The sequence below is a fragment of the Peptacetobacter hominis genome (genome assembly GCF_006861675.1).
GTDB classification, from domain to species: Bacteria; Bacillota; Clostridia; order Peptostreptococcales; family Peptostreptococcaceae; genus Peptacetobacter; species Peptacetobacter hominis.
In genome coordinates, this window is the sequence record NZ_SGJB01000011.1 from 1 (window position 1) to 19,006 (window position 19,006).

The window sequence follows — 19,006 nt, forward strand, 5'->3', positions numbered from 1 at the left end:
TAGAAGGTGATTTTTTATTATATTTTTTCAAAAAAATAAGGGCTATCGCACTAATAAAATATTAATGCGACAGCCCCATTTTTATCTTTCTCTCGCTTTTTCTATTACTGCTTCCACATCTTCAAAACTTCCGAAAGTAAATGAATCTTTTTTAAATGTAACCGCAAGTTCATCACTGAATATAAGTATTACAACATTATTTCCTTTTCCCACTCTTTTTATCTTTTTATATTTAAGAGAAGTTTTTCCACTTGCATTTTTCATCTCAAGATGGTCTTTATAGAAATCAACTTTTATAGTTATTTCTTTTCCTCCATTTACTTCAAGAGCCTTTTTATAACTTTTACCCCCTATTACCGGATAAGATATAAAAAGTTCCCATGCTATCATTACAACTCCAAAAGCTGCAAATAACCATCCAAGCATAACTGTATTCGTTACTTCTCCATATATCCCAAGGAAAAGTATTATTATACTTAAAATTACACATCTGTTCTTTTTCTTTCTATCTGTAGAAAGTTTTACTGATTCAATATAATCTTCTTTTGTTATTATGCTAGTATTTCTAGCTTTTATTATTTCTGCTTTTCCCATTGCATTTCTCCTTGCCTATTTATTTTCTACAAAAGGTGTAAGTCTTTCCCATAAGTCATCTAATGTACCCTCGATAAATCCATTTTTCTTTACCATCATGACAACATTTCTTCCAAATATTATTAATACTAAATCCTTTGTTTCTTTTATCATTTTTATATCAGAATACTTTAACTTTATCATCTGAGAATTACTGCTTATAAGTTCCGCATGATTATTAAAGAAATTAAGATTCTGAACCATCGGCTTATCACCTATCATCGCTTTTTTATTAGCGTACTGTTTTTTTCCTGCTTTTTCAGGCATGAATTTGTATCTCCACCGAAGTATAATCGCCGCAATTATTATACCTATTACTCCTGAAGAAATATCACCATTTTTAAGTCCTGATATTCCGAATATAGCACACATGAATGCAAGAAAATCACATACTATTGTATATATCCTTGGTATACCTATTTTCATAGCTTCAATCATATCTTTTTCAGTTATTTCATTTCTTGTCTTAATTGTCATAATTCCACTCCCCTTTAAATATACTAAATATTATAACATGATGTTGAGTATATTTGATATTTATTTTAGAAGATATTCTATTTTTATTTATCGACTCTCTCCTGTAATATATAATATTGATATAAATATAATGCTATATAAGGAGGGAATTCTATGAAATCATTATTCAAAGAAAAATTAAGTATTGAGTCTATTGGAAGAATTGAAATTATAATTGCCATGACTCTATTCGGTACAACAGGTCTGTTTGCAAAAAGAATTTCTCTCCCCTCTGCAGAAATAGCATGTTTCAGAGCTATTCTTGCACTATGTTCAATGTCTGTTGTTATTTTCCTTACAGGACGAAAAAAATATATTAAGCATTCAATCCCTAAACTTCACTGGCTTTTTCTATCAGGTGCAGCTCTTGCATTCAACTGGATTTTCTTCTTTGAGGCATATAAATATACAAGTGTTGCACTTACTACACTCTGTGAATATTTTGCTCCTACACTTGTAGTTGCTGCAAGCAGTATTTTTCTGAAAGAGAAACTTACCATTAAGCATATTATATGTTTTATAGCATCAACTGCAGGACTTCTTATGATTGTAGGTGTAAGTGGAGGACGGAAAAGTTCTGATTTTATAGGAATAATGTTCGGTATTGGAGCTGCATGTTTCTACGCAATAAATGTTATGATAAACAAGATCACAGGTGAAATAGAAAATACAGTAAAAACAGCAATACAATTTTTGTCTGCTGCTGTAGTTCTCATACCATATGTTTCATTTACATGTGGATTCAGCATTTTAACTATAGATAAAACCGGACTTATATCGCTTATGATACTTGGATTTATAAATACAGGAATAACCTATTATTTTCATTTTTCTTCTCTTTCAAAACTAAGAGGTCAACAGGCGGCTATTTTAAGTTATATAGATCCACTTGTTGCAGTTTTGGTTTCTGTATTTGTACTTGGAGAATCGGTTACATTATATCAGCTTATTGGTGGAGGTATTATTCTTATGTTTGCTTTTATAAATGAAATTGATTTTGAAAAAATATTTAATTAGATATACAAAAAGGGACATTACATCAGTTCAATGATATAATATCCCTTTAATTTTATACTTTTGATTTTACTAGAATAATCCTGATATTACTCCATTTTCATCTACATCTATTCTCTCAGCTGCAGGTGCTTTTGGAAGTCCAGGCATCTTCATTATAGCTCCAGTAAGCGCAACTATAAATCCGGCTCCTGCTGAAACAGTAAGATCTCTTACAGTTATTGTGAATCCTTCAGGTCTTCCAAGTATTGTCTGATCATCAGTAAGTGAATACTGAGTTTTTGCCATACATATTGGAAGATTTCCAAATCCAAGTCTTTCAAGTCTTGCTATTTCCTTGTCTGCTTCTTTTGTATAGTTTACTCCATCAGCTCCATATACTTTTGTAGCTATTGCGTTTATTTTTTCTTTTATTGAAAGCTCTTCATCGTAGCAGTATTTGAAGTTATTTTCTTCTTCATCTATAAGTCTAAGAACTTCTTTTGCTACTTCGATTCCACCTTCTCCACCTTTTGCCCATACTTCTGATAATGCTACATTTACACCAAGCTCTTTGCACTTATCTTCAACAAGTTTAAGCTCAGCTTCAGTGTCAAATGGGAATCTGTTTATTGCAACAACTGCAGGTAATCCGAATACCTGAGTTATATTTTCTACATGTTTAAGAAGGTTTGGAAGTCCTTTTTCAAGAGCTTCAAGATTTTCTTCGTTTAATGCGTCTTTTGCAACTCCACCGTTGTATTTAAGCGCTCTTACAGTTGCAACTATTATTACTGCATCTGGTTTTATTCCAGCTTTTCTGCATTTTATATCTATGAATTTTTCTGCTCCAAGGTCAGCTCCGAATCCTGCTTCTGTTATTACATAATCGGCAAAGTGCATTGCCATTTTTGTAGCTATTACAGAGTTACATCCATGAGCTATATTTGCAAATGGTCCACCATGAACAAATGCAGGTGTTCCTTCTAATGTCTGCACAAGGTTTGGTTTTAGAGCATCTTTTAAAAGTGCTGCCATAGCTCCGTTTGCCTTAAGTTCTCTTGCTGTTACAGGATTACCTTCCATGTTATATGCAACAACTATGTCTCCTAATCTTTCCTTAAGATCAGCTATATCATTTGCAAGGCAGAAAGCAGCCATTACTTCTGATGCAACTGTTATATCAAATCCGTCTTCTCTTGTCACACCGTCTACTCTTCTTCCAAGACCGTCTACTATATTTCTAAGCTGTCTGTCGTTCATGTCGACACATCTTCTCCAAGTTATGCTTCTTATGTCTATATTAAGAGCATTTCCCTGATGTATATGGTTGTCAAGCATTGCAGCAAGAAGGTTGTTTGCTGCTCCTATTGCATGGAAATCTCCTGTAAAATGAAGGTTTATATCCTCCATAGGAACAACCTGTGCATATCCTCCACCGGCAGCTCCACCTTTTATACCAAATACAGGTCCAAGTGATGGCTCTCTAAGTGCAACAAGTGCATTTTTACCAAGTCTTGAAAATGCATCTGCAACCCCTATTGTTGTAGTTGTTTTTCCTTCACCTGCTGGTGTAGGGTTTATTGCAGTTGCAAGTATAAGTTTTGCTTTCTTACCTGTATCCTTTTTAAGAAGGTTGTAGTCTACTTTTGCTTTATATTTACCATAAAGCTCTATATCGTCTTCAGATAGACCTGCTTTTTTTGCTACCTCTCTTATATCAAGTGGTTTTGCTTCCTGTGCTATTTCGATATCAGATTTAAATCCCATTACAATCTCCTCCAGACTCTTATTTTTAATATATTAATATAAATTTTTTTATATCCTTAATTAAATTATATCCAAAAACACGAATGATTTCAATATTTTTCGTAAAAACATTCTTATTTGTTCATTTTTGATATAAGCGCTCCATAAGCTATTGAGTAAAGTTTAGATTCATGAGTATCTGCTCTGGATACTAGAACAACTGGTGCTTTAGCTCCCATTATTATACCGGCAGACTTTGCATTTCCCATATATGTAAATGACTTACCGATTCCATTACCTGTTTCTATGTTCGGAACAAGAAGTATATCCGCATCTCCACCTACTTCACTTTTGTAACCCTTTATTCTACATGCATCTTCAGATACTGCAAGGTCAAATGCTATTGGACCTTCTACTATCGCACCTTCACCGAATCCACCCTCTTCAGAGAACTTTTTAAGCATATCCGCATCTACAGTAGCAGGCATTTTTTCATTCACTTTTTCTTTTGCTGCGAGACATGCAACTTTTACTTTTTCTATTCCAAGTGATTTTGCTGCCTCTATACTATTTCTTATTATCTTTTTCTTCTGTTCAAAATCCGGATTTATATTCATACCGCCATCAGTAAGTATAAGAAGTTTTTTATAAGAAGGAAGTTCATAAATCATAACATGACTTAAAAGGCTGTCTGTTCTAAGTCCGTATTCTTTGTTTAACACTTCTTTTAGAATTATAGAAGTATCCAGTATTCCCTTCATTACAAAATCAGCTTTGCCATCAGCTACCATTTTTACAGCTTCCTCAGCTGCATCCTTCAGTTCTGTTTTGTTTATTATTTCGACATTGTCTATACAGAATCCTATATTAGAGGCTATTTTTCTTATTTTTTCCTCATCACCTATAAGAACCGGCTTTATTATATTCTTTTCATAAGCATCTTTTACAGCCGTCATAACTTCTTCATCCTGTGCTGCTGCCACTGTAAGAACAACAGGATTTTCAGATTTTTTAAGCTCTTCAATAATATCGTCAAGTCTTTTTATCAAAGAATCCACCCCCATAAAACATATATATATTCAAAAACAGCAATATATATTATTATACTGCTGTTTTATTTGTGTCTCTATCTGTATTTGTTCACTTCTCTAAGGCATGCATTTGTTATTTCATCCATTGGATCTATTTCGTATGCTCTTTCTATATAATAACCTGCATCATCTATATTGCCATTGTTAAGATATGCCATTCCAAGATTGCATAGTATTTCAGGATCATCTTTTCTTATTTTAGCAGCCTTCTCAAAATACTCTATAGCACCTTCAAGATTAAAGTTTTCTGCTTCAAGAAGTCCCATCTCTACAAGTGTATCAACCTGTGTAGGTCTTATTATAAGTATTTTTTCAAAATACTTTCTTGCGGTTTCATTGTCTGCCATCTGTTTATATCCAAGTGCTATCATAAACAGAAGATTCCACCAGTCAGGGTACTCCTCTTCAAGTGGAAGAAGTTTTTCTACCCCCTGTTCAGCTTTTCCTGAAAGAACAAGAGTATACCCCTCTTCATACTGAACCTTGTAATCCATTTTACCTATATTATCCTGAACTTCAGCCATTATATCCTCATCAAGTCCAAGTTTCATAGCTTCTTCCCATGTAAGTTTTGCCTTTATAAACTGTCCCTGATTGTAGTAATGATATCCCAGCTGATAGTATGCAGGTGCAAAACCTGGATCAAGTTCTACCGCTTTTTCCAGTTTTTCAAGTGCATCAAGCAAAAATTCATTTACACCTTTTGAATCCTCATCCTTTTTATACTGCTCTGCTATCTGCTGACATATTATCGCATAGTGATAAAGTCCATTTACATCATCCGGATATCTACTTATAAGAGCTTTCATATATATAAGAGCATCTGTATATTCACCTATATCAAAATACTTGTTTGACATATATCCCATATATGATTTCAAATCAAGTTTAAGATTTTTAGAAAGTGCATCTATAAATTTATTATATTCTTCTCCATATCTGAATGTAGAATCTATACCGTTTATATAAATCATTGCATCGGCTATAGACATTGAGTTCAGACCATCCTGAGCTGTTTTTTCTTTTATTCCTTTTACAAGAACTTCATTCTTTATAGGTACGTCAAGTCCGCCTTCAGGAATTGTATATCCCTCTATTTTAAATTCTCCATCTGATTTAAGCTTTATAAATGCAAGCTCGTCAGTTTTTTTAAGAAGATATTTTTCTATTCTATATTTCATCTCAAATCTCCTTTCAAAATTTATATCTCAACCTTAAATGAATGAGATTTCTCAAATATCTTTGAAATATTATAATCAAACATATATACACATTCATTTTCAAGAGGTTCTTCATTTAAATTATAATTTTTAACATCATATCTGAATGGTTCAAACCGAACATTTTTTATTATATTTTTGGCAGGTATACCTTCATACTTAGGTATATATTTTTTTACATTTTCATCTTCCTGAAGGAATATATGACATCTGTTTTTGAAGTCATCCGGATAATTTCTCACCATAAAAGAAGGAACATTTGATGTCTTTCCAGTAGATACATAATCAAATTTAAGCATATCTCTGAAAAGTTCTACATTCATTCCAATTTTTTCTTCATAGAATTCAAGAAGTATCCTGTAGTTTTCATTTCTTCCCTGAGATACAGAAAAATATCCTCTGGAATTATAAAACTCAGAGAATTCCTCATAAAATCTGAACGGTGAATCCATATAGAATTTTTCCACCAGATATTTTATTGAAAGTGAAAAATTACCTGAGTTGTAGTATCTCTCCACCATTTCCTCTATATCTTTAAGCTTCAATATTTCATCGTATGATATATATCTATTTGATAGTACTTCATATGGAGGATAATTCTTATATCTAAAGTCATGCATATCTGCTGTTTTTCTTATTCCCGTTCCTTTTATCATCTTCAGAAATCCAAGCTGAAGCTGCTCTATTCCAAGCCTGTACACATCATTGAATGATTTTTCAAATCCTCTATAATTTTCATATGGAAGTCCAGCTATAAGATCCAGATGCTGATGTATATTTTTGTATGATTCTATCTGCTTTACAACATTTGATAGTCTTTCAAAGTTGTCCTTTCTACCACATGCTTCAAGCACAAATGGATCGGTAGACTGAACACCTATTTCAAACTGGAAAAGCCCCGGTTTACAATTTTTCAGGAATTCAAGCATTTCATCATCTATAAGATGGGCTGTAACCTCAAAATGATATGTCGTAAATCCATTGTCATTTTCCATTAGAAAACTCATTATCTCCATAGCAGTTTTTTTCTTTGCGTTGAATGTTCTATCTATGAATTTTATCTGCGCAACTTCTGCTTCAATAAGATTTTTCAAATCTTTTTTTATTCTTTCAATACTGAAATATCTCAGCCCTTTTATAGCTGAAGAAAGACAGTACTGACAGTTAAATGGACATCCTCTTGAAGATTCATAATACACTATTCTATTTTTATATTCTTCAGGATTCATATTATCATATGGACTAGGTATTATATCCAGATTTTCTATAAGAGGTCTTTCATCATTTACATGTATATTTTCGCCGTCTCTATATACTATACCTTTTATATCTTTTATATCTTTTTCATTTCTGAACATCATACACAGTTCTCTGAATGTAATCTCACCTTCACCATACATAATGTAATCTATAAAAGGATATTTTTTCATAAGTTTTTCACTGTCATAACTTACTTCAGGTCCACCAAGACCTATTATCATATCTGGTTTTACTGATTTAAGATTTCTGCATAGTCTTAGGATATCTTCAACATTCCAGATATATACAGAGAAAAATACAGCATCATATCCTCCTCTGTATATTTCCTTTAATATAAAATCCATCTGGTTATTTATTGTATATTCCTTAAGCTCTATATCCCGTATATCTTTTGAACATTCTTTTATGTATCTTATAGCCAGGTTTGTATGTATAAACTTTGAATTAAGAGTTGTTAAAAGTATTTTCAAGTTATCACTCCCCTATGACTTGTATTTTTTGTACTGTTTTATTATTATATTATTGTAAATATAATTTTTTGAAATTTTTAAATTTATCTACAAAATAATGATTTCGGAAAGGACTTATTCATGGAAAGATTCGACTCTGTATCACTCGATTCCCTGTCTGTACAGGATCTTCTTGTTATAATAAAAGCACTTGAGTATACACACGAACATACTCAATTAGATGTTTTTAAAAATCTCAGAAACAATATTGTAAACGAACTATGCTTTTTAGCGGAGGTTTCTGAGGAGGAATTCATTGAATATATAGAATCATATATTGAAAAGCTTTAAAATCTTTACATCCAGCGGCGGACAAATATGTCTGCCGTTTTTTATGCTTTCTTCATAAATCTGAAATTATATTCTCCTGACTTTGATCCAATTTTTATATTAAGTATACTACCATCCATTGTCTTTGAAAGAATTCTTATCCTATTGAGGATAGGATCATTGAATTCCTCTCCTTCACTAAGATTTATAAGTCCCAATGGATTTGCTTCCATTCCATAAAACTTCTTATTCAGTTTATAATTTTTTATTTTTATAAGGTAGTCTCCCATAGACTCAATAAATCCATCATTATTTTCATATTCTTCAGTATCAAGAATGGACATAATAGTATTTTTTATGGATTTCATACCATCATCACAGCATTCTCTTTCTTCTACATATATATCGTAAAGCACATTGAATAAGTCAATAACAGGATCTCTTTTTTCATCGGTTTCGCCTTTTATGTAGTTATCAATAGAAGAAATAATTCCTATTCTATACATCTGAAATTTTACAGTTTCGCTTTTATCCACAGATGGATTGAATTCTATAATTTTACTTTTAATTATAGAAAAAATATCCTCATAACTTATCCCCTTATCCTCAATTATTGCGTGTATAACTTCATTATAAATAACAGCTGCTAATCCATACCGATATGCACCACATTTCATAAAAGATGCATATTTAAACATAAGATTATAAACATTATCTGTACTTTTTTCTATACTGTTATTTGAAAGTATAAGAGGTATTGATGCATTCAAAAAATTTGTGTTTCTGTCCATATTTCCATAATATTTGTAGTATCTTAGTTCATCTCTGAATCTGTTTTCATCTATATATACATATCTCTGTTTTCCGTCATCAACAAGACATTTTGTAGTTATCGTAATAAAGTACTTAAGCATACTGTTTTCTATTTTATATGATTTTATATATGCTTTTTTTATTATCTCATCTTTTAAAGACATCATATCACCCTGTTAATAGATTTTTATCAAAAAAGGAGAGGTGTAAATAAAACCTCTCCTGGAATTACCTGTACTACATCTTCTGTGGAGCGTGCATTCCAAGAAGTCTCAGTCCGTTTTCTATAGACTGTCTTGTAGCTTCAACAAGTGCAAGTCTTGCTTTTCTAAGCTCTGCATCATCTACAAGTATTGGGTTGTCATGATAGAATTTATTGAATGCCTGAGCAAGGTCAAGAACAAATCTTGTAACAATATGTGGCTCGTTCTTTTTCATAGAAGCAAGTATACATTTGTTGAATGATTCTATAACCTTTATAACCTCTGCACTATCCTCATCTGATATAAGGTTGAAATCTATATCTGAAGTAACTTCTTCTCCTGCTTTTCTAAGAACTGCACAACATCTTGCATGAGTGTACTGTACATATGGTCCAGTTTCTCCATCAAAACTTAAAGTCTTGTCCCAAGAGAATGTGTAGTCTTTTATTCTACTGTTTGATAGTTCCTGGAATACTACAGCACCTACTCCAACCTGTTTTGCTATCTCATCTACATTCTGTGCATCAGGATTTTTAGAAAGTATTATTTCTTTTGTTTTTTCTATAGCCTGTCTTAAAACATCCTCAAGGAAGACTACTCTACCTTTTCTTGTAGACATTGTTCCACTTTCAAGTGCAACCATACCAAATGGAACGTGTACAAGATCTTTCGCCCAATCAAATCCCATAAGTTCAAGTACTTTGAACAGCTGCTGGAAGTGAAGTGCCTGCTGTGATCCAACTACATATATACATTTATCAAAATTATATGTTTCTTTTCTGTATATAGCTGCAGCAAGGTCTCTTGTCATATAAAGAGTTGAACCGTCTTTCTTAGTTATAAGGGCAGGTGTAAGGTTGAATTTTTCAAGGTTTACTATATTAGTTCCTTCAGACTCTTCAAGAAGACCTTTTTCTTTTATCATATCTATTACTCTGTCCATCTTATCTGAGTAGAAACTTTCTCCCGCATATGAATCAAATTCTATATCAAGAAGATCGTAAACTCTTGAGAATTCCTTAAGGCTCTCATCTCTGAACCACTGCCATAAAGCCTTTGCTTCTTCGTCTCCGCTTTCAAGTTTTGTAAACCACATTCTTGCTTCATCTTCCATTTCAGGTTTTTCTTCAGCCTCTTCATGGAATCTTACATAAAGTTTAAGAAGTTCCGGTATAGGATTTGCCTCTACAGCTTCCTTGCTTCCCCATAACTTAAATGCAACTATTAATTTCCCGAACTGAGTTCCATAGTCACCAAGGTGGTTTATTCTTACAGTATCATATCCCTGTGAATCGTATATTTTATAAAGAGCATTACCTATAACTGTTGTTCTTATATGTCCTATATGGAATGGTTTTGCTATATTAGGAGAAGAGAAGTCTATTACTACAGTCTTGTCTTTTCCAAGATCGCTTCTTCCGTAATTTTCCTTTTCTTCAAGAACTCTTTTTATTACAACCTCTGCAAACTGAGATTTATTTACAAAAAAGTTTACGTATCCCCCAAGCTGAACAACTTTAGATATAGCTCCTGATGGTTCTATCTGTGATGCTATATCTTCAGCTATCATATTAGGAGCCTTTCTGAACACCTTTGCAAGTTTAAAGCAAGGGAACGCATAATCCCCCATTTCCTTGTTAGGTGGTATTTCTATAAGACCCTGTATTTCTTCAAGCGAAAGGTCTTCAATTTTTTCTTTTAACGCTGATGCAACTTCTAATTTAAAGTCCATTTTTCAGTCCTCCGTTCATAATTTTTTAACTTTAATTTATTTTATGACATAATTCACGATTTTATATCATCTATACTAACACTATCCTTTAATGTTAACCCAAAACGGAGCATTTTTCAAGATATTTAAGGTATTTATGAATTTTTTATTTTATATATCATCTTCGCTTATAACTTTTATTCCATTTTTCCTGAAAAGAGCTGTTGTTACCCCTTCTCCGGATATTTTTACACCAGAAAAAGATCCATCATATATTCTACTGCTTCCACATGATGGGCTTCCATTCTTTAGTATTGCCATATCAACTCCTGATAATTCAGCAAGTTTAAACGATTCTACTGCTCCTTTTACAAAATTCTCCGTTACATCTGAACCTGTATTTGATATTACAGTAGCTTTTTTATCAAGTACATCTTCTCCTCTTCCACCTTTTATCTCAGATGGATTTCTTGGTGTACAAAGACCTCCCATCTGTTCCGGGCATATTGCTATAAACGGTTTATCCTTTACAAATTCAATCACCTTTTCATTTCTGTTATTTCCGCCACTGTATTTACAGTCTATACCAAGTAAACATGCTGATACTGCTATCATATAACTCACTCCTTTTTAATCTATATGTTTTTTATATTATATTCATTTATTCATAATAAAGCGAAGAAGTAAAAACCTCTTCGCCTTAATTTTTCATTTTCTATTTTTAATCGCAGTAGTTTTTTATTTAAGAGTAACTATTGTAACTCCAACTCCACCTTCTCCATATCCTCCTGGACGTTTTTTCTTGACATGTCTGTTTCTTTTTAGAACTTCCTGTATTCCTGCCTTAAGTACGCCGGTACCTATACCATGTATAATAGTGACCTGCTCAAGACCTGCAACAGTTGCATCATCAAGATACTTTTCAACCTCAAGTGTAGCTTCCTCAAGATTCATACCTCTCAGATCCACTTCACTTTTTACTCTTCCTGATTTTGATTTTATTACACTTCTTGTTTTCTTAGTTACAGTACTATGTGTATTTCCTTTTGCCTTCTGAAGTGATTTGAACGGAAGTGTCATTTTCATAATACCAATCTGTACAACTGCTTCTTTTTTTCTGTTATCTGCAGAAACTACAGTCCCTTCCTGATTAAGCGTTATAACTCTTACCTCATCGCCAGGTTTAAGGCTTTTTATTTCTTTTGATGCAACTTTTGGTACAATCATACTTTTTACTGTAGGCTGAAGACTTCCCATAGAATCTGTAAGTTCTTTTCTCAGCTGCTCTATCTGCATGTTCTTTTCTTTTGAAGCTCTCTGAGTTTCAAGTCTTCTAAGCTCTTTTATTATGCTGTCTACTTCCTCTTTTGCCTGTCTTGTTATTGAGAACGCCTCAGATCTTGCTCTTTCAAGCATTTTTTCTCTCTGATTTGTAAGTTTTTCAAGTTTCTCCTGATGTTCTTTTTTAAGTTCTTCTATTTCAGCTCTAAGTTTTTCTGCTTCTTCTCTATCTTCCTGAGCTTTAAGTCTGTTTTTCTCAACATTCTGAAGTACATCTTCAAGCTCTATATTGTCAGTATCTATAAATTCTTTTGCTCTATCAATTATATAATCTGAAAGTCCAAGTTTTCTTGATATTTCAAACGCATTTGATTTTCCCGGAACTCCTATCAGAAGCTTATATGTAGGACTAAGAGTATTTATATCAAACTCAACTGCCGCATTTTCAACTCTATCTTTTGTCAGTGCATAATTTTTAAGCTCACTATAGTGAGTTGTAGCTATACATTTTGCACCTGCCATTTTTATATCTTCAAGTATCGCAATTGCAAGTGCAGCACCTTCTACCGGATCTGTACCAGCTCCAAGTTCGTCAAATATTACAAGAGAGTTTTCCGTTACATCCTTAAGTATAGATACTATTCTCGTCATATGAGATGAGAATGTAGAGAGACTCTGCTCTATACTCTGTTCATCTCCTATATCTGCAAAAATATTATCGTATACACACATACTACTTCCATAATCTGCCGGTATATGAAGACCACTCTGAGTCATAAGTGCAAATAGCCCTACAGTTTTTATTGTAACTGTCTTACCACCAGTATTTGGACCTGTTATTACAAGTGTATCAAATTCATCTCCAAGATATATTGTGTTTGCAACAACAGTTTTTCTGTCAAGAAGTGGATGTCTTCCATTTTTTATGACAAATTTTCTATCCTCATTCAGTTTAGGATCTATTCCTCTCATATCTATTGAAAGTTTTCCTTTTGCAAACGCAAAATCTATCTTTTTAAGTATTTCCTGATTGGAGATAAGTTCTCTTGCAACTTCGCCGACCATTTTTGAAAGTTCTGCAAGTATTCTCTCTATTTCTTCCTGTTCATCAAGCTTAAGTTTTCTAAGTTCATTGTTCATCTCAACTATACTCATAGGCTCTATGAAAAGTGTAGCTCCTGATGACGACTGATCGTGTACTATACCCGATACAACAGATCTGTATTCTGCTTTTACTGGTACTACAAATCTATCACCTCTCATAGATATTATTGCATCCTGAAGATATTTTTGATATGTAGCTGAAGATATTATAGAATTCAGTTTTGATCTTATAGACTGGTTTTTCTGAACAATCCTTCTTCTTATATCTCTAAGAGTCGGCGATGCATTATCTGATATTTCAAGTTCGCTTATTATAGCATTGTATATTGCATCCTCTATATCTCTATAGGTATAAAGAGATGTCGCCAGAGACTGTATTATCGGATAGTTGAAATCCTCCTCTTCTCCATCTCCAGAAAGACTGTTTGAAAGTATTCTCGCTGCTCTTATAGTATCCGCTATCATAATAAGACTTCCGGGATCAAGTGAAGCTCCGATATCCGCTCTTTTGACCTTATCCTCTATGTCGTGTATACCACCCATACTTACAGATCCTCTTTTTATAAGTATTGATTGAGCTTCTGTTGTTTCCTGCAATCTATATTTTACTTCTTCATAATCACCACTTGGTTCAAGTTTTTTTATCATTTCAATCCCAAGAGACGAAGATGCTTTATCTTTTAAAAGTTCTATTATTTTATCAAATTCAAGAACATTAAATGATTTTTTATCCATTATAGTCCTCCTTGTTAATTTATATTATCTTTATTTTCAATTTATTTGCATTTATAAAAAAATACTATTGATTCCTGCATTTATTATAACTGTTGAAACTGCTTATATCCTGGAAAAACCGATTTCTTTTTTATGAATTTTTGCTATTTTTTATAGAATTTGACTGTTTTTTTTTTAATTTTGTATTATACTGTAACTATAGCTATAATTATTATACATAAATATAGATTATTTGTATAATATAGCCGCAATTTTATTTTATCATAATTTATTATTCAGGAGGCGTAATAAAATGTCAAATGTATTAGGACACTTAGAACCAAAAAGAGTCTTCGAATATTTCGAAGCAATGAACCAGATACCAAGAGGATCTTACAACGAGGCTGCTGTAAGTAACTGGCTTAAAGAATGTGGTGAGAAACTTGGGCTTGAAACTATACAGGATAAGGTTGGAAATATAATAATCAAGAAACCTGCAAGCGAAGGTTATGAAGATTGTCCAGCTGTTATACTTCAGGGACATATGGATATGGTTTGTGTTAAAGGTAAAGGTTCTAACCATGACTTTACAAAAGACCCTATCGAAATGAAAATAGTTGACGATATGATATATGCAAACAACACTACTTTAGGGGCAGATGACGGTATAGCAATAGCAATGAGTTTAGCTATATTAGAAGATGATAATTTAAAACACCCTGCTTTAGAGGCTGTTTTCACTATAAATGAAGAAAGTGGAATGGATGGAGCATATGCTCTTGATACTACTTTATTAACTGGTAAATATCTATTAAATATAGACTCTGAAGAAGAAGGTTTCTTCACTATAGGATGCGCAGGAGGAAGAACTCCACTTCTTACTTTAGATAAAGAATATAAAGATGCTTGCAGCTGCAAAAAAGCTCTTAAAGTTGTTGTTACTGACCTTCTTGGAGGGCATTCAGGACAGGAAATACAGCTTCAGAGAGCAAACGCAACTAAAGTTGTTGTAAGAATGCTTAATGCACTTTCTTGTGAATATGACCTTGCTGACTTAACTGGTGGTACAATGCATAATGCTATACCAAACCACGCTGAAGCAGTTATAATGGTTGAAGATGTTGAAGCTGCAAAAGCTGAATTAAATGAAACTTTCGATGCTATAAGAAGAGAATTCTCAGTTTCTGAACCAAACATGAAAGTTTTATTCGAAGATGCATGTGTTGAAAAAGTTTATTCAGACTGCTTCAAAGAAAGATTCCTTACTCTATTAACAGTACTTCCTCACGGAGTAAACTCTTACACAGTGAGAGAAGATGGAAGCCTTGATACTTCTCTTCCAGAAAGCTCTACTAACATGGCAGCTGTTCACAATGATGGAGATCAGGTTAAATTAACATTCTCTATAAGAAGTGCAAGAGAATCTATAAAAGAAGAAATAGCTAAGAGAGTTGAACTTCTTACAAAAGCTCTTGGATTCAAATATGAAGTTATAGCAGGATATCCAGCATGGGAAGTTATACCAAATTCTAGAATAGAACAGATATGTTCTGCTGCATACGAAAAAGTTTCTGGTAAAAAACCTGAAATAATAGCTATACATGCAGGTCTTGAGTGTGGATTACTTCTTGATAAAATGGATGGAGTTGAAGCTATATCAATAGGTCCTGATATGTATGACGTTCACTCTGAAAATGAACATTTAAATATACCATCAACTGAAAGAACTTACAAATTACTTATAGATATACTTGAATCTATGAAGTAATAATTAAACAAAAAATAACAGGGGACGATTTATTCGTCTCCTTTTTTTATACTTTTATATACAAAAAAATTTAAAGGCACCATCTCTACTTTTGTTAGTAATTGAGATGGTGCCTATAGCATATCACCGTTTTTCTTTACCATTTTTTATGGATTCCTTTCTCAGATATCTATATTATTAATCTATTTGAATTAATTTAATTTATAAATCTGTTATTTTGTTATTATATATCATCCTTTTTCTATTTATTTTTATACCCATATTATATAAATTTTAGATGATATAAATCTATATTATTAATTTTTATTAGTATTCTAACGAATCCCTTTCGGATCCACTTGCTTTAACCTTTAGTTTTAACTGCTTTGGAATATTTTTCAGATACACTTGTAATACTGATATTTGGTTTTTATATTTATCGTTTGTTCAGTGGGTATTTGTGGATTATATACTCTTTTGGTATTTTTTAATCTTTTTCTTTTTAGCTATATCTCTATTTAAATCTTACTCTTCTACTTTATTATATGATATATATCCTATTTGATATTATCCGTTTCCCTATATTACTAGTTTTAAATATTTAATATAGCTTTGTTAATTAGTCATTGGACTCACCTCTTTCTGTTTTTATTTATCAGTATCTTTTTTCTTTTATTTTTGTTTTGTATCTTTTATTTAACTTAATTATAGCACCGGTTTTTTTATCTGTCAATAACTTTTCAGAATATTTTTGCACTTTATTTTATAAAAATAGCAGACCGCCATAAGACAGTCCGCTTTAATTTTATTTGTATTCTTCTTTAAGAGCTTTATCAAGCCGCATAATGACATCCGGTGGCACTGTATTTTCTGTTGAAGAAGAAAGTGCTATTCCACCGTCCTTTGCACTATAGAAAATATTTTGTCCACCTTTGAAGTCTTCTTCATTATATGCCATTACAGATACATTATATACAGCTTTTTTATAACTTTTAATTATTGATGCTATTACTTTTTCCTTTGAATATGTATACTGATCTGTATTTACTGCTATAATTTTTGTAGAATTATCTACTCGGTCTATCACTGATTTTGAATCATCCGGTAATGGCGCAAATATAACATCCGCACCGTAATAGGTTACATCATTTGCGGCATTTTTTGATGCCTCCGGATCTGACATAGGATCTGCATTTCTTGTAAGTATTTCTTCTATTTTATCGTTTGCAGTCTTCGCTCCTTTTTCAAAGCCTGAAATATATTCATTTGTGTCTGAGCCTATACATGCAATTTTATTTTTTGATGTCATTTTTCCTGCTATAAATCCAGCCATAAAACCGGCTCTTTCGTCATCAAAAGATATATAAACCACATTTTCATGAGGCTTTGAAGTTTTATCCGCATCTATTACAGCAAATTTCTGTTTCGGATATTTTGCAGCTTCCACTGATATAACTTCTTCAAATCTTTCGCCTGCTCCTATTATAAGATCTGTTTTTCCTGCTTTTACAAGTATATCTATATTACTTTTCATATCTTCTGTATCTGAACATTTGATATTTCTTCCCTCTATTCCGAGTTCCGCCTCTGCATCTTCAAGACCAAGTCTTGCAGTCTCATTCAATTCACTTTCCACACCATTTCCGGCATCAGTCATAAGCGTTACTGACACAGCTGATGTCTCCTCTTCATTGCTTCCAGTTATTTTATCACAGCCTGAAATCATTCCACATACAGAAATTACAATAGCTATTGTTATAAAAATAGATTTTAATTTCATATTATAATTCACCAGCCAAGTTTTTATTTATTTTTTAGACATATTATACCTGCTGCTCCAGGTCCTGAATGTGTTACTATTCCTGTTCCGATTTTGAAGAATTTTATATCTGCAGGTTTAAGACTTTCTCTTACTGCCTCTGCAAGCTTATCTCTGTCTTCTTCTCTATCTGTATATCCTATGTATATTGTCTGATCTGAAAAGTCTGTTCCACACTCAGAATTTACAAGCTCTATCATTTTTGAAACAAGATTTTTCTTTCCTCTAACCTGAGCCAGCTGAGATACAAGACCATCTTTTATATAAAGTATAGGTTTTATATTAAGTATATTTCCTATTGCCGCTTTTGTAGAAGAAATTCTTCCACCTTTCTGAAGGTATTCAAGAGTATCAACATAGAACATTACACTTACTCTATCTTTCATATCTTCCATAGCCTTCATTATTTCATCAACAGATTTTCCTTCTTCTCTCATTTTTGCAGCAAGATGTATAAATGTAGCTATACCATAGCATACCTGCTGAGAATCAAATACATGTATATCACCGTCAACGTCATTTTTTGCCATAACAGCACTCTGGCATGTTCCTGTAGCAGTAGAAGATGCAGCTATATAAAGTATCTGCTTTCCTTCTTTTGCATACTTTTCAAATACCTCTCTAAACTGTCCATATGTAGCCTGAGATGTTTTTGGATATACATCTCCCTCTCTAAGCATACTATAAAAATCATCTTTTGATATGTCTATTCCATCTTTGTATTCTTTGTCATTTATTATAACTGTTATAGGCACTACTTCTAAATCATATTTTTCAACATCTTCAATACCTATATCACATAAACTGTCACATATTATTTTTATATCACTCATAAATTTTCTCCTTTTTGTAATATTATCTCATTTCCGGATATCCAAGCTGGCGAAGAGCCTCATATGTCATTACTGCAACCGCATTTGATAAGTTCAGACATCTTGCTCTCTCAAGATCAAGCATAGGTATTCTCGCACAGTCTTCTATATGTCTTTCTATTATCTCTTTAGAAAGTCCTCTTGTCTCACTTCCGAATACCAGAAAACATCTATCCTTATATTCTACATCTGTATGTGCTCTCTTTACTTTGCTAGTTGCAAGCACATACTGTGCATCCGGATACATTTCCTCAAGTTCTTCAAAGTTTTCATATATCTTTACATCTGCAATATCCCAGTAATCAAGTCCACATCTTTTCAGATGCTTGTCTGAAAGCTCAAAACCAAGAGGTTTTATAAGATGAAGCTTTGCACCTGTTACTGCACATGTTCTTATTATATTTCCTGTATTATGTGGTATTTCAGGTTCTACCAGAACTATATTAAGTGCCATGTTATACCTCCTCAATTTATTATCCATAATTATATAAGAGGATAGAC

Annotated in this window: 16 protein-coding genes; 3 read left to right on the forward strand and 13 right to left on the reverse strand. The window is 32.6% G+C overall.

The window, feature by feature from the left end; genetic code table 11:
- Positions 1-81 precede the first annotated feature (81 nt).
- Both EXD82_RS06760 and EXD82_RS06765 read right to left on the reverse strand, forming a co-directional pair.
- Positions 82-594, reverse strand: a complete 513-nt coding sequence (locus tag EXD82_RS06760; protein WP_142536160.1) for a YcxB family protein — start codon at positions 592-594, stop codon at positions 82-84.
- Positions 595-609: 15 nt separating this feature from the next.
- Positions 610-1,110: a YcxB family protein gene (locus tag EXD82_RS06765; protein ID WP_142536161.1), complete on the reverse strand. Its 501-nt coding sequence runs from the start codon at positions 1,108-1,110 to the stop codon at positions 610-612.
- Positions 1,111-1,263: 153 nt separating this feature from the next.
- Here EXD82_RS06765 and EXD82_RS06770 point away from each other — a divergent pair, with 153 nt between their 5' ends.
- Positions 1,264-2,166, forward strand: a complete 903-nt coding sequence (locus tag EXD82_RS06770) for a DMT family transporter (protein WP_142536162.1) — start codon at positions 1,264-1,266, stop codon at positions 2,164-2,166.
- Positions 2,167-2,235: 69 nt separating this feature from the next.
- On the opposite strand, the gene EXD82_RS06775 is transcribed toward EXD82_RS06770, so the two are convergent.
- The 4 genes from EXD82_RS06775 to EXD82_RS06790 all read right to left on the reverse strand — a co-directional run bounded on the left by EXD82_RS06775 (position 2,236) and on the right by EXD82_RS06790 (position 7,932).
- Positions 2,236-3,912 carry a formate--tetrahydrofolate ligase gene (locus EXD82_RS06775; RefSeq protein ID WP_142536163.1) on the reverse strand — a complete coding sequence of 559 codons (1,677 nt, stop codon included), beginning with the start codon at positions 3,910-3,912 and terminating at the stop codon, positions 2,236-2,238.
- 113 nt (positions 3,913-4,025) lie between these two features.
- Complete coding sequence (locus EXD82_RS06780) at positions 4,026-4,940, reverse strand: bifunctional enoyl-CoA hydratase/phosphate acetyltransferase (protein ID WP_142536164.1); 915 nt, start codon at positions 4,938-4,940, stop codon at positions 4,026-4,028.
- Between the two features lie 77 nt (positions 4,941-5,017).
- The gene (locus EXD82_RS06785) at positions 5,018-6,163 is read right to left on the reverse strand and encodes a tetratricopeptide repeat protein (protein ID WP_142536165.1); all 1,146 of its coding nucleotides are present in this window, start codon (positions 6,161-6,163) and stop codon (positions 5,018-5,020) included.
- A 20-nt stretch (positions 6,164-6,183) separates the two neighbouring features.
- Complete coding sequence (locus tag EXD82_RS06790) at positions 6,184-7,932, reverse strand: B12-binding domain-containing radical SAM protein (protein ID WP_142536166.1); 1,749 nt, start codon at positions 7,930-7,932, stop codon at positions 6,184-6,186.
- A 120-nt stretch (positions 7,933-8,052) separates the two neighbouring features.
- On the opposite strand from EXD82_RS06790, the gene EXD82_RS06795 reads away from it, so the two are divergent.
- Positions 8,053-8,262 (forward strand): hypothetical protein, encoded by a 210-nt coding sequence (locus EXD82_RS06795; protein WP_142536167.1) that lies wholly within the window; start codon positions 8,053-8,055, stop codon positions 8,260-8,262.
- 41 nt (positions 8,263-8,303) lie between these two features.
- Here EXD82_RS06795 and EXD82_RS06800 read toward each other — a convergent pair whose 3' ends face one another.
- From EXD82_RS06800 to EXD82_RS06815, 4 genes are all read right to left on the reverse strand, one after another.
- Positions 8,304-9,221 (reverse strand): hypothetical protein, encoded by a 918-nt coding sequence (locus EXD82_RS06800; protein ID WP_142536168.1) that lies wholly within the window; start codon positions 9,219-9,221, stop codon positions 8,304-8,306.
- 70 nt (positions 9,222-9,291) lie between these two features.
- On the reverse strand, positions 9,292-10,989 hold the full coding sequence (gene argS / locus EXD82_RS06805) for an arginine--tRNA ligase (protein WP_142536169.1): 1,698 nt from the start codon (positions 10,987-10,989) through the stop codon (positions 9,292-9,294).
- A 150-nt stretch (positions 10,990-11,139) separates the two neighbouring features.
- Positions 11,140-11,583 (reverse strand): DUF523 domain-containing protein, encoded by a 444-nt coding sequence (locus EXD82_RS06810; RefSeq protein WP_142536170.1) that lies wholly within the window; start codon positions 11,581-11,583, stop codon positions 11,140-11,142.
- A 123-nt stretch (positions 11,584-11,706) separates the two neighbouring features.
- Positions 11,707-14,088, reverse strand: a complete 2,382-nt coding sequence (locus tag EXD82_RS06815; RefSeq protein WP_142536171.1) for an endonuclease MutS2 — start codon at positions 14,086-14,088, stop codon at positions 11,707-11,709.
- Between the two features lie 292 nt (positions 14,089-14,380).
- On the opposite strand from EXD82_RS06815, the gene EXD82_RS06820 reads away from it, so the two are divergent.
- Positions 14,381-15,835, forward strand: coding sequence for an aminoacyl-histidine dipeptidase (locus EXD82_RS06820; protein WP_142536172.1), 1,455 nt, complete (start codon positions 14,381-14,383; stop codon positions 15,833-15,835).
- A gap of 784 nt (positions 15,836-16,619) precedes the next feature.
- Here the strand turns inward: EXD82_RS06820 and EXD82_RS06825 are convergent.
- From EXD82_RS06825 to EXD82_RS06835, 3 genes are read right to left on the reverse strand one after another with little or no spacing between them, the layout of a single operon-like run.
- Positions 16,620-17,594, reverse strand: coding sequence for a BMP family ABC transporter substrate-binding protein (locus EXD82_RS06825; protein ID WP_142536173.1), 975 nt, complete (start codon positions 17,592-17,594; stop codon positions 16,620-16,622).
- Positions 17,595-17,617: 23 nt separating this feature from the next.
- Positions 17,618-18,466, reverse strand: coding sequence for a DegV family protein (locus tag EXD82_RS06830; RefSeq protein WP_142536174.1), 849 nt, complete (start codon positions 18,464-18,466; stop codon positions 17,618-17,620).
- 22 nt (positions 18,467-18,488) lie between these two features.
- Positions 18,489-18,959 (reverse strand): tRNA (cytidine(34)-2'-O)-methyltransferase, encoded by a 471-nt coding sequence (locus EXD82_RS06835; RefSeq protein ID WP_142536175.1) that lies wholly within the window; start codon positions 18,957-18,959, stop codon positions 18,489-18,491.
- Between the last annotated feature and the right edge of the window lie 47 nt (positions 18,960-19,006).

Bases quoted from the DNA above. Each gene is read 5' to 3' on its own strand.
- EXD82_RS06760 (WP_142536160.1), bottom strand. From the start codon at position 594: ATGGGAAAAGCAGAAATAATAAAAGCTAGAAATACTAGCATAATAACA.
- EXD82_RS06765 (WP_142536161.1), bottom strand. From the start codon at position 1,110: ATGACAATTAAGACAAGAAATGAAATAACTGAAAAAGATATGATTGAA.
- EXD82_RS06770 (WP_142536162.1), top strand. From the start codon at position 1,264: ATGAAATCATTATTCAAAGAAAAATTAAGTATTGAGTCTATTGGAAGA.
- EXD82_RS06775 (WP_142536163.1), bottom strand. From the start codon at position 3,912: ATGGGATTTAAATCTGATATCGAAATAGCACAGGAAGCAAAACCACTT.
- EXD82_RS06785 (WP_142536165.1), bottom strand. From the start codon at position 6,163: ATGAAATATAGAATAGAAAAATATCTTCTTAAAAAAACTGACGAGCTT.
- EXD82_RS06795 (WP_142536167.1), top strand. From the start codon at position 8,053: ATGGAAAGATTCGACTCTGTATCACTCGATTCCCTGTCTGTACAGGAT.
- EXD82_RS06800 (WP_142536168.1), bottom strand. From the start codon at position 9,221: ATGATGTCTTTAAAAGATGAGATAATAAAAAAAGCATATATAAAATCA.
- argS (WP_142536169.1), bottom strand. From the start codon at position 10,989: ATGGACTTTAAATTAGAAGTTGCATCAGCGTTAAAAGAAAAAATTGAA.
- EXD82_RS06810 (WP_142536170.1), bottom strand. From the start codon at position 11,583: ATGATAGCAGTATCAGCATGTTTACTTGGTATAGACTGTAAATACAGT.
- EXD82_RS06815 (WP_142536171.1), bottom strand. From the start codon at position 14,088: ATGGATAAAAAATCATTTAATGTTCTTGAATTTGATAAAATAATAGAA.
- EXD82_RS06820 (WP_142536172.1), top strand. From the start codon at position 14,381: ATGTCAAATGTATTAGGACACTTAGAACCAAAAAGAGTCTTCGAATAT.
- EXD82_RS06825 (WP_142536173.1), bottom strand. From the start codon at position 17,594: ATGAAATTAAAATCTATTTTTATAACAATAGCTATTGTAATTTCTGTA.
- EXD82_RS06830 (WP_142536174.1), bottom strand. From the start codon at position 18,466: ATGAGTGATATAAAAATAATATGTGACAGTTTATGTGATATAGGTATT.
- EXD82_RS06835 (WP_142536175.1), bottom strand. From the start codon at position 18,959: ATGGCACTTAATATAGTTCTGGTAGAACCTGAAATACCACATAATACA.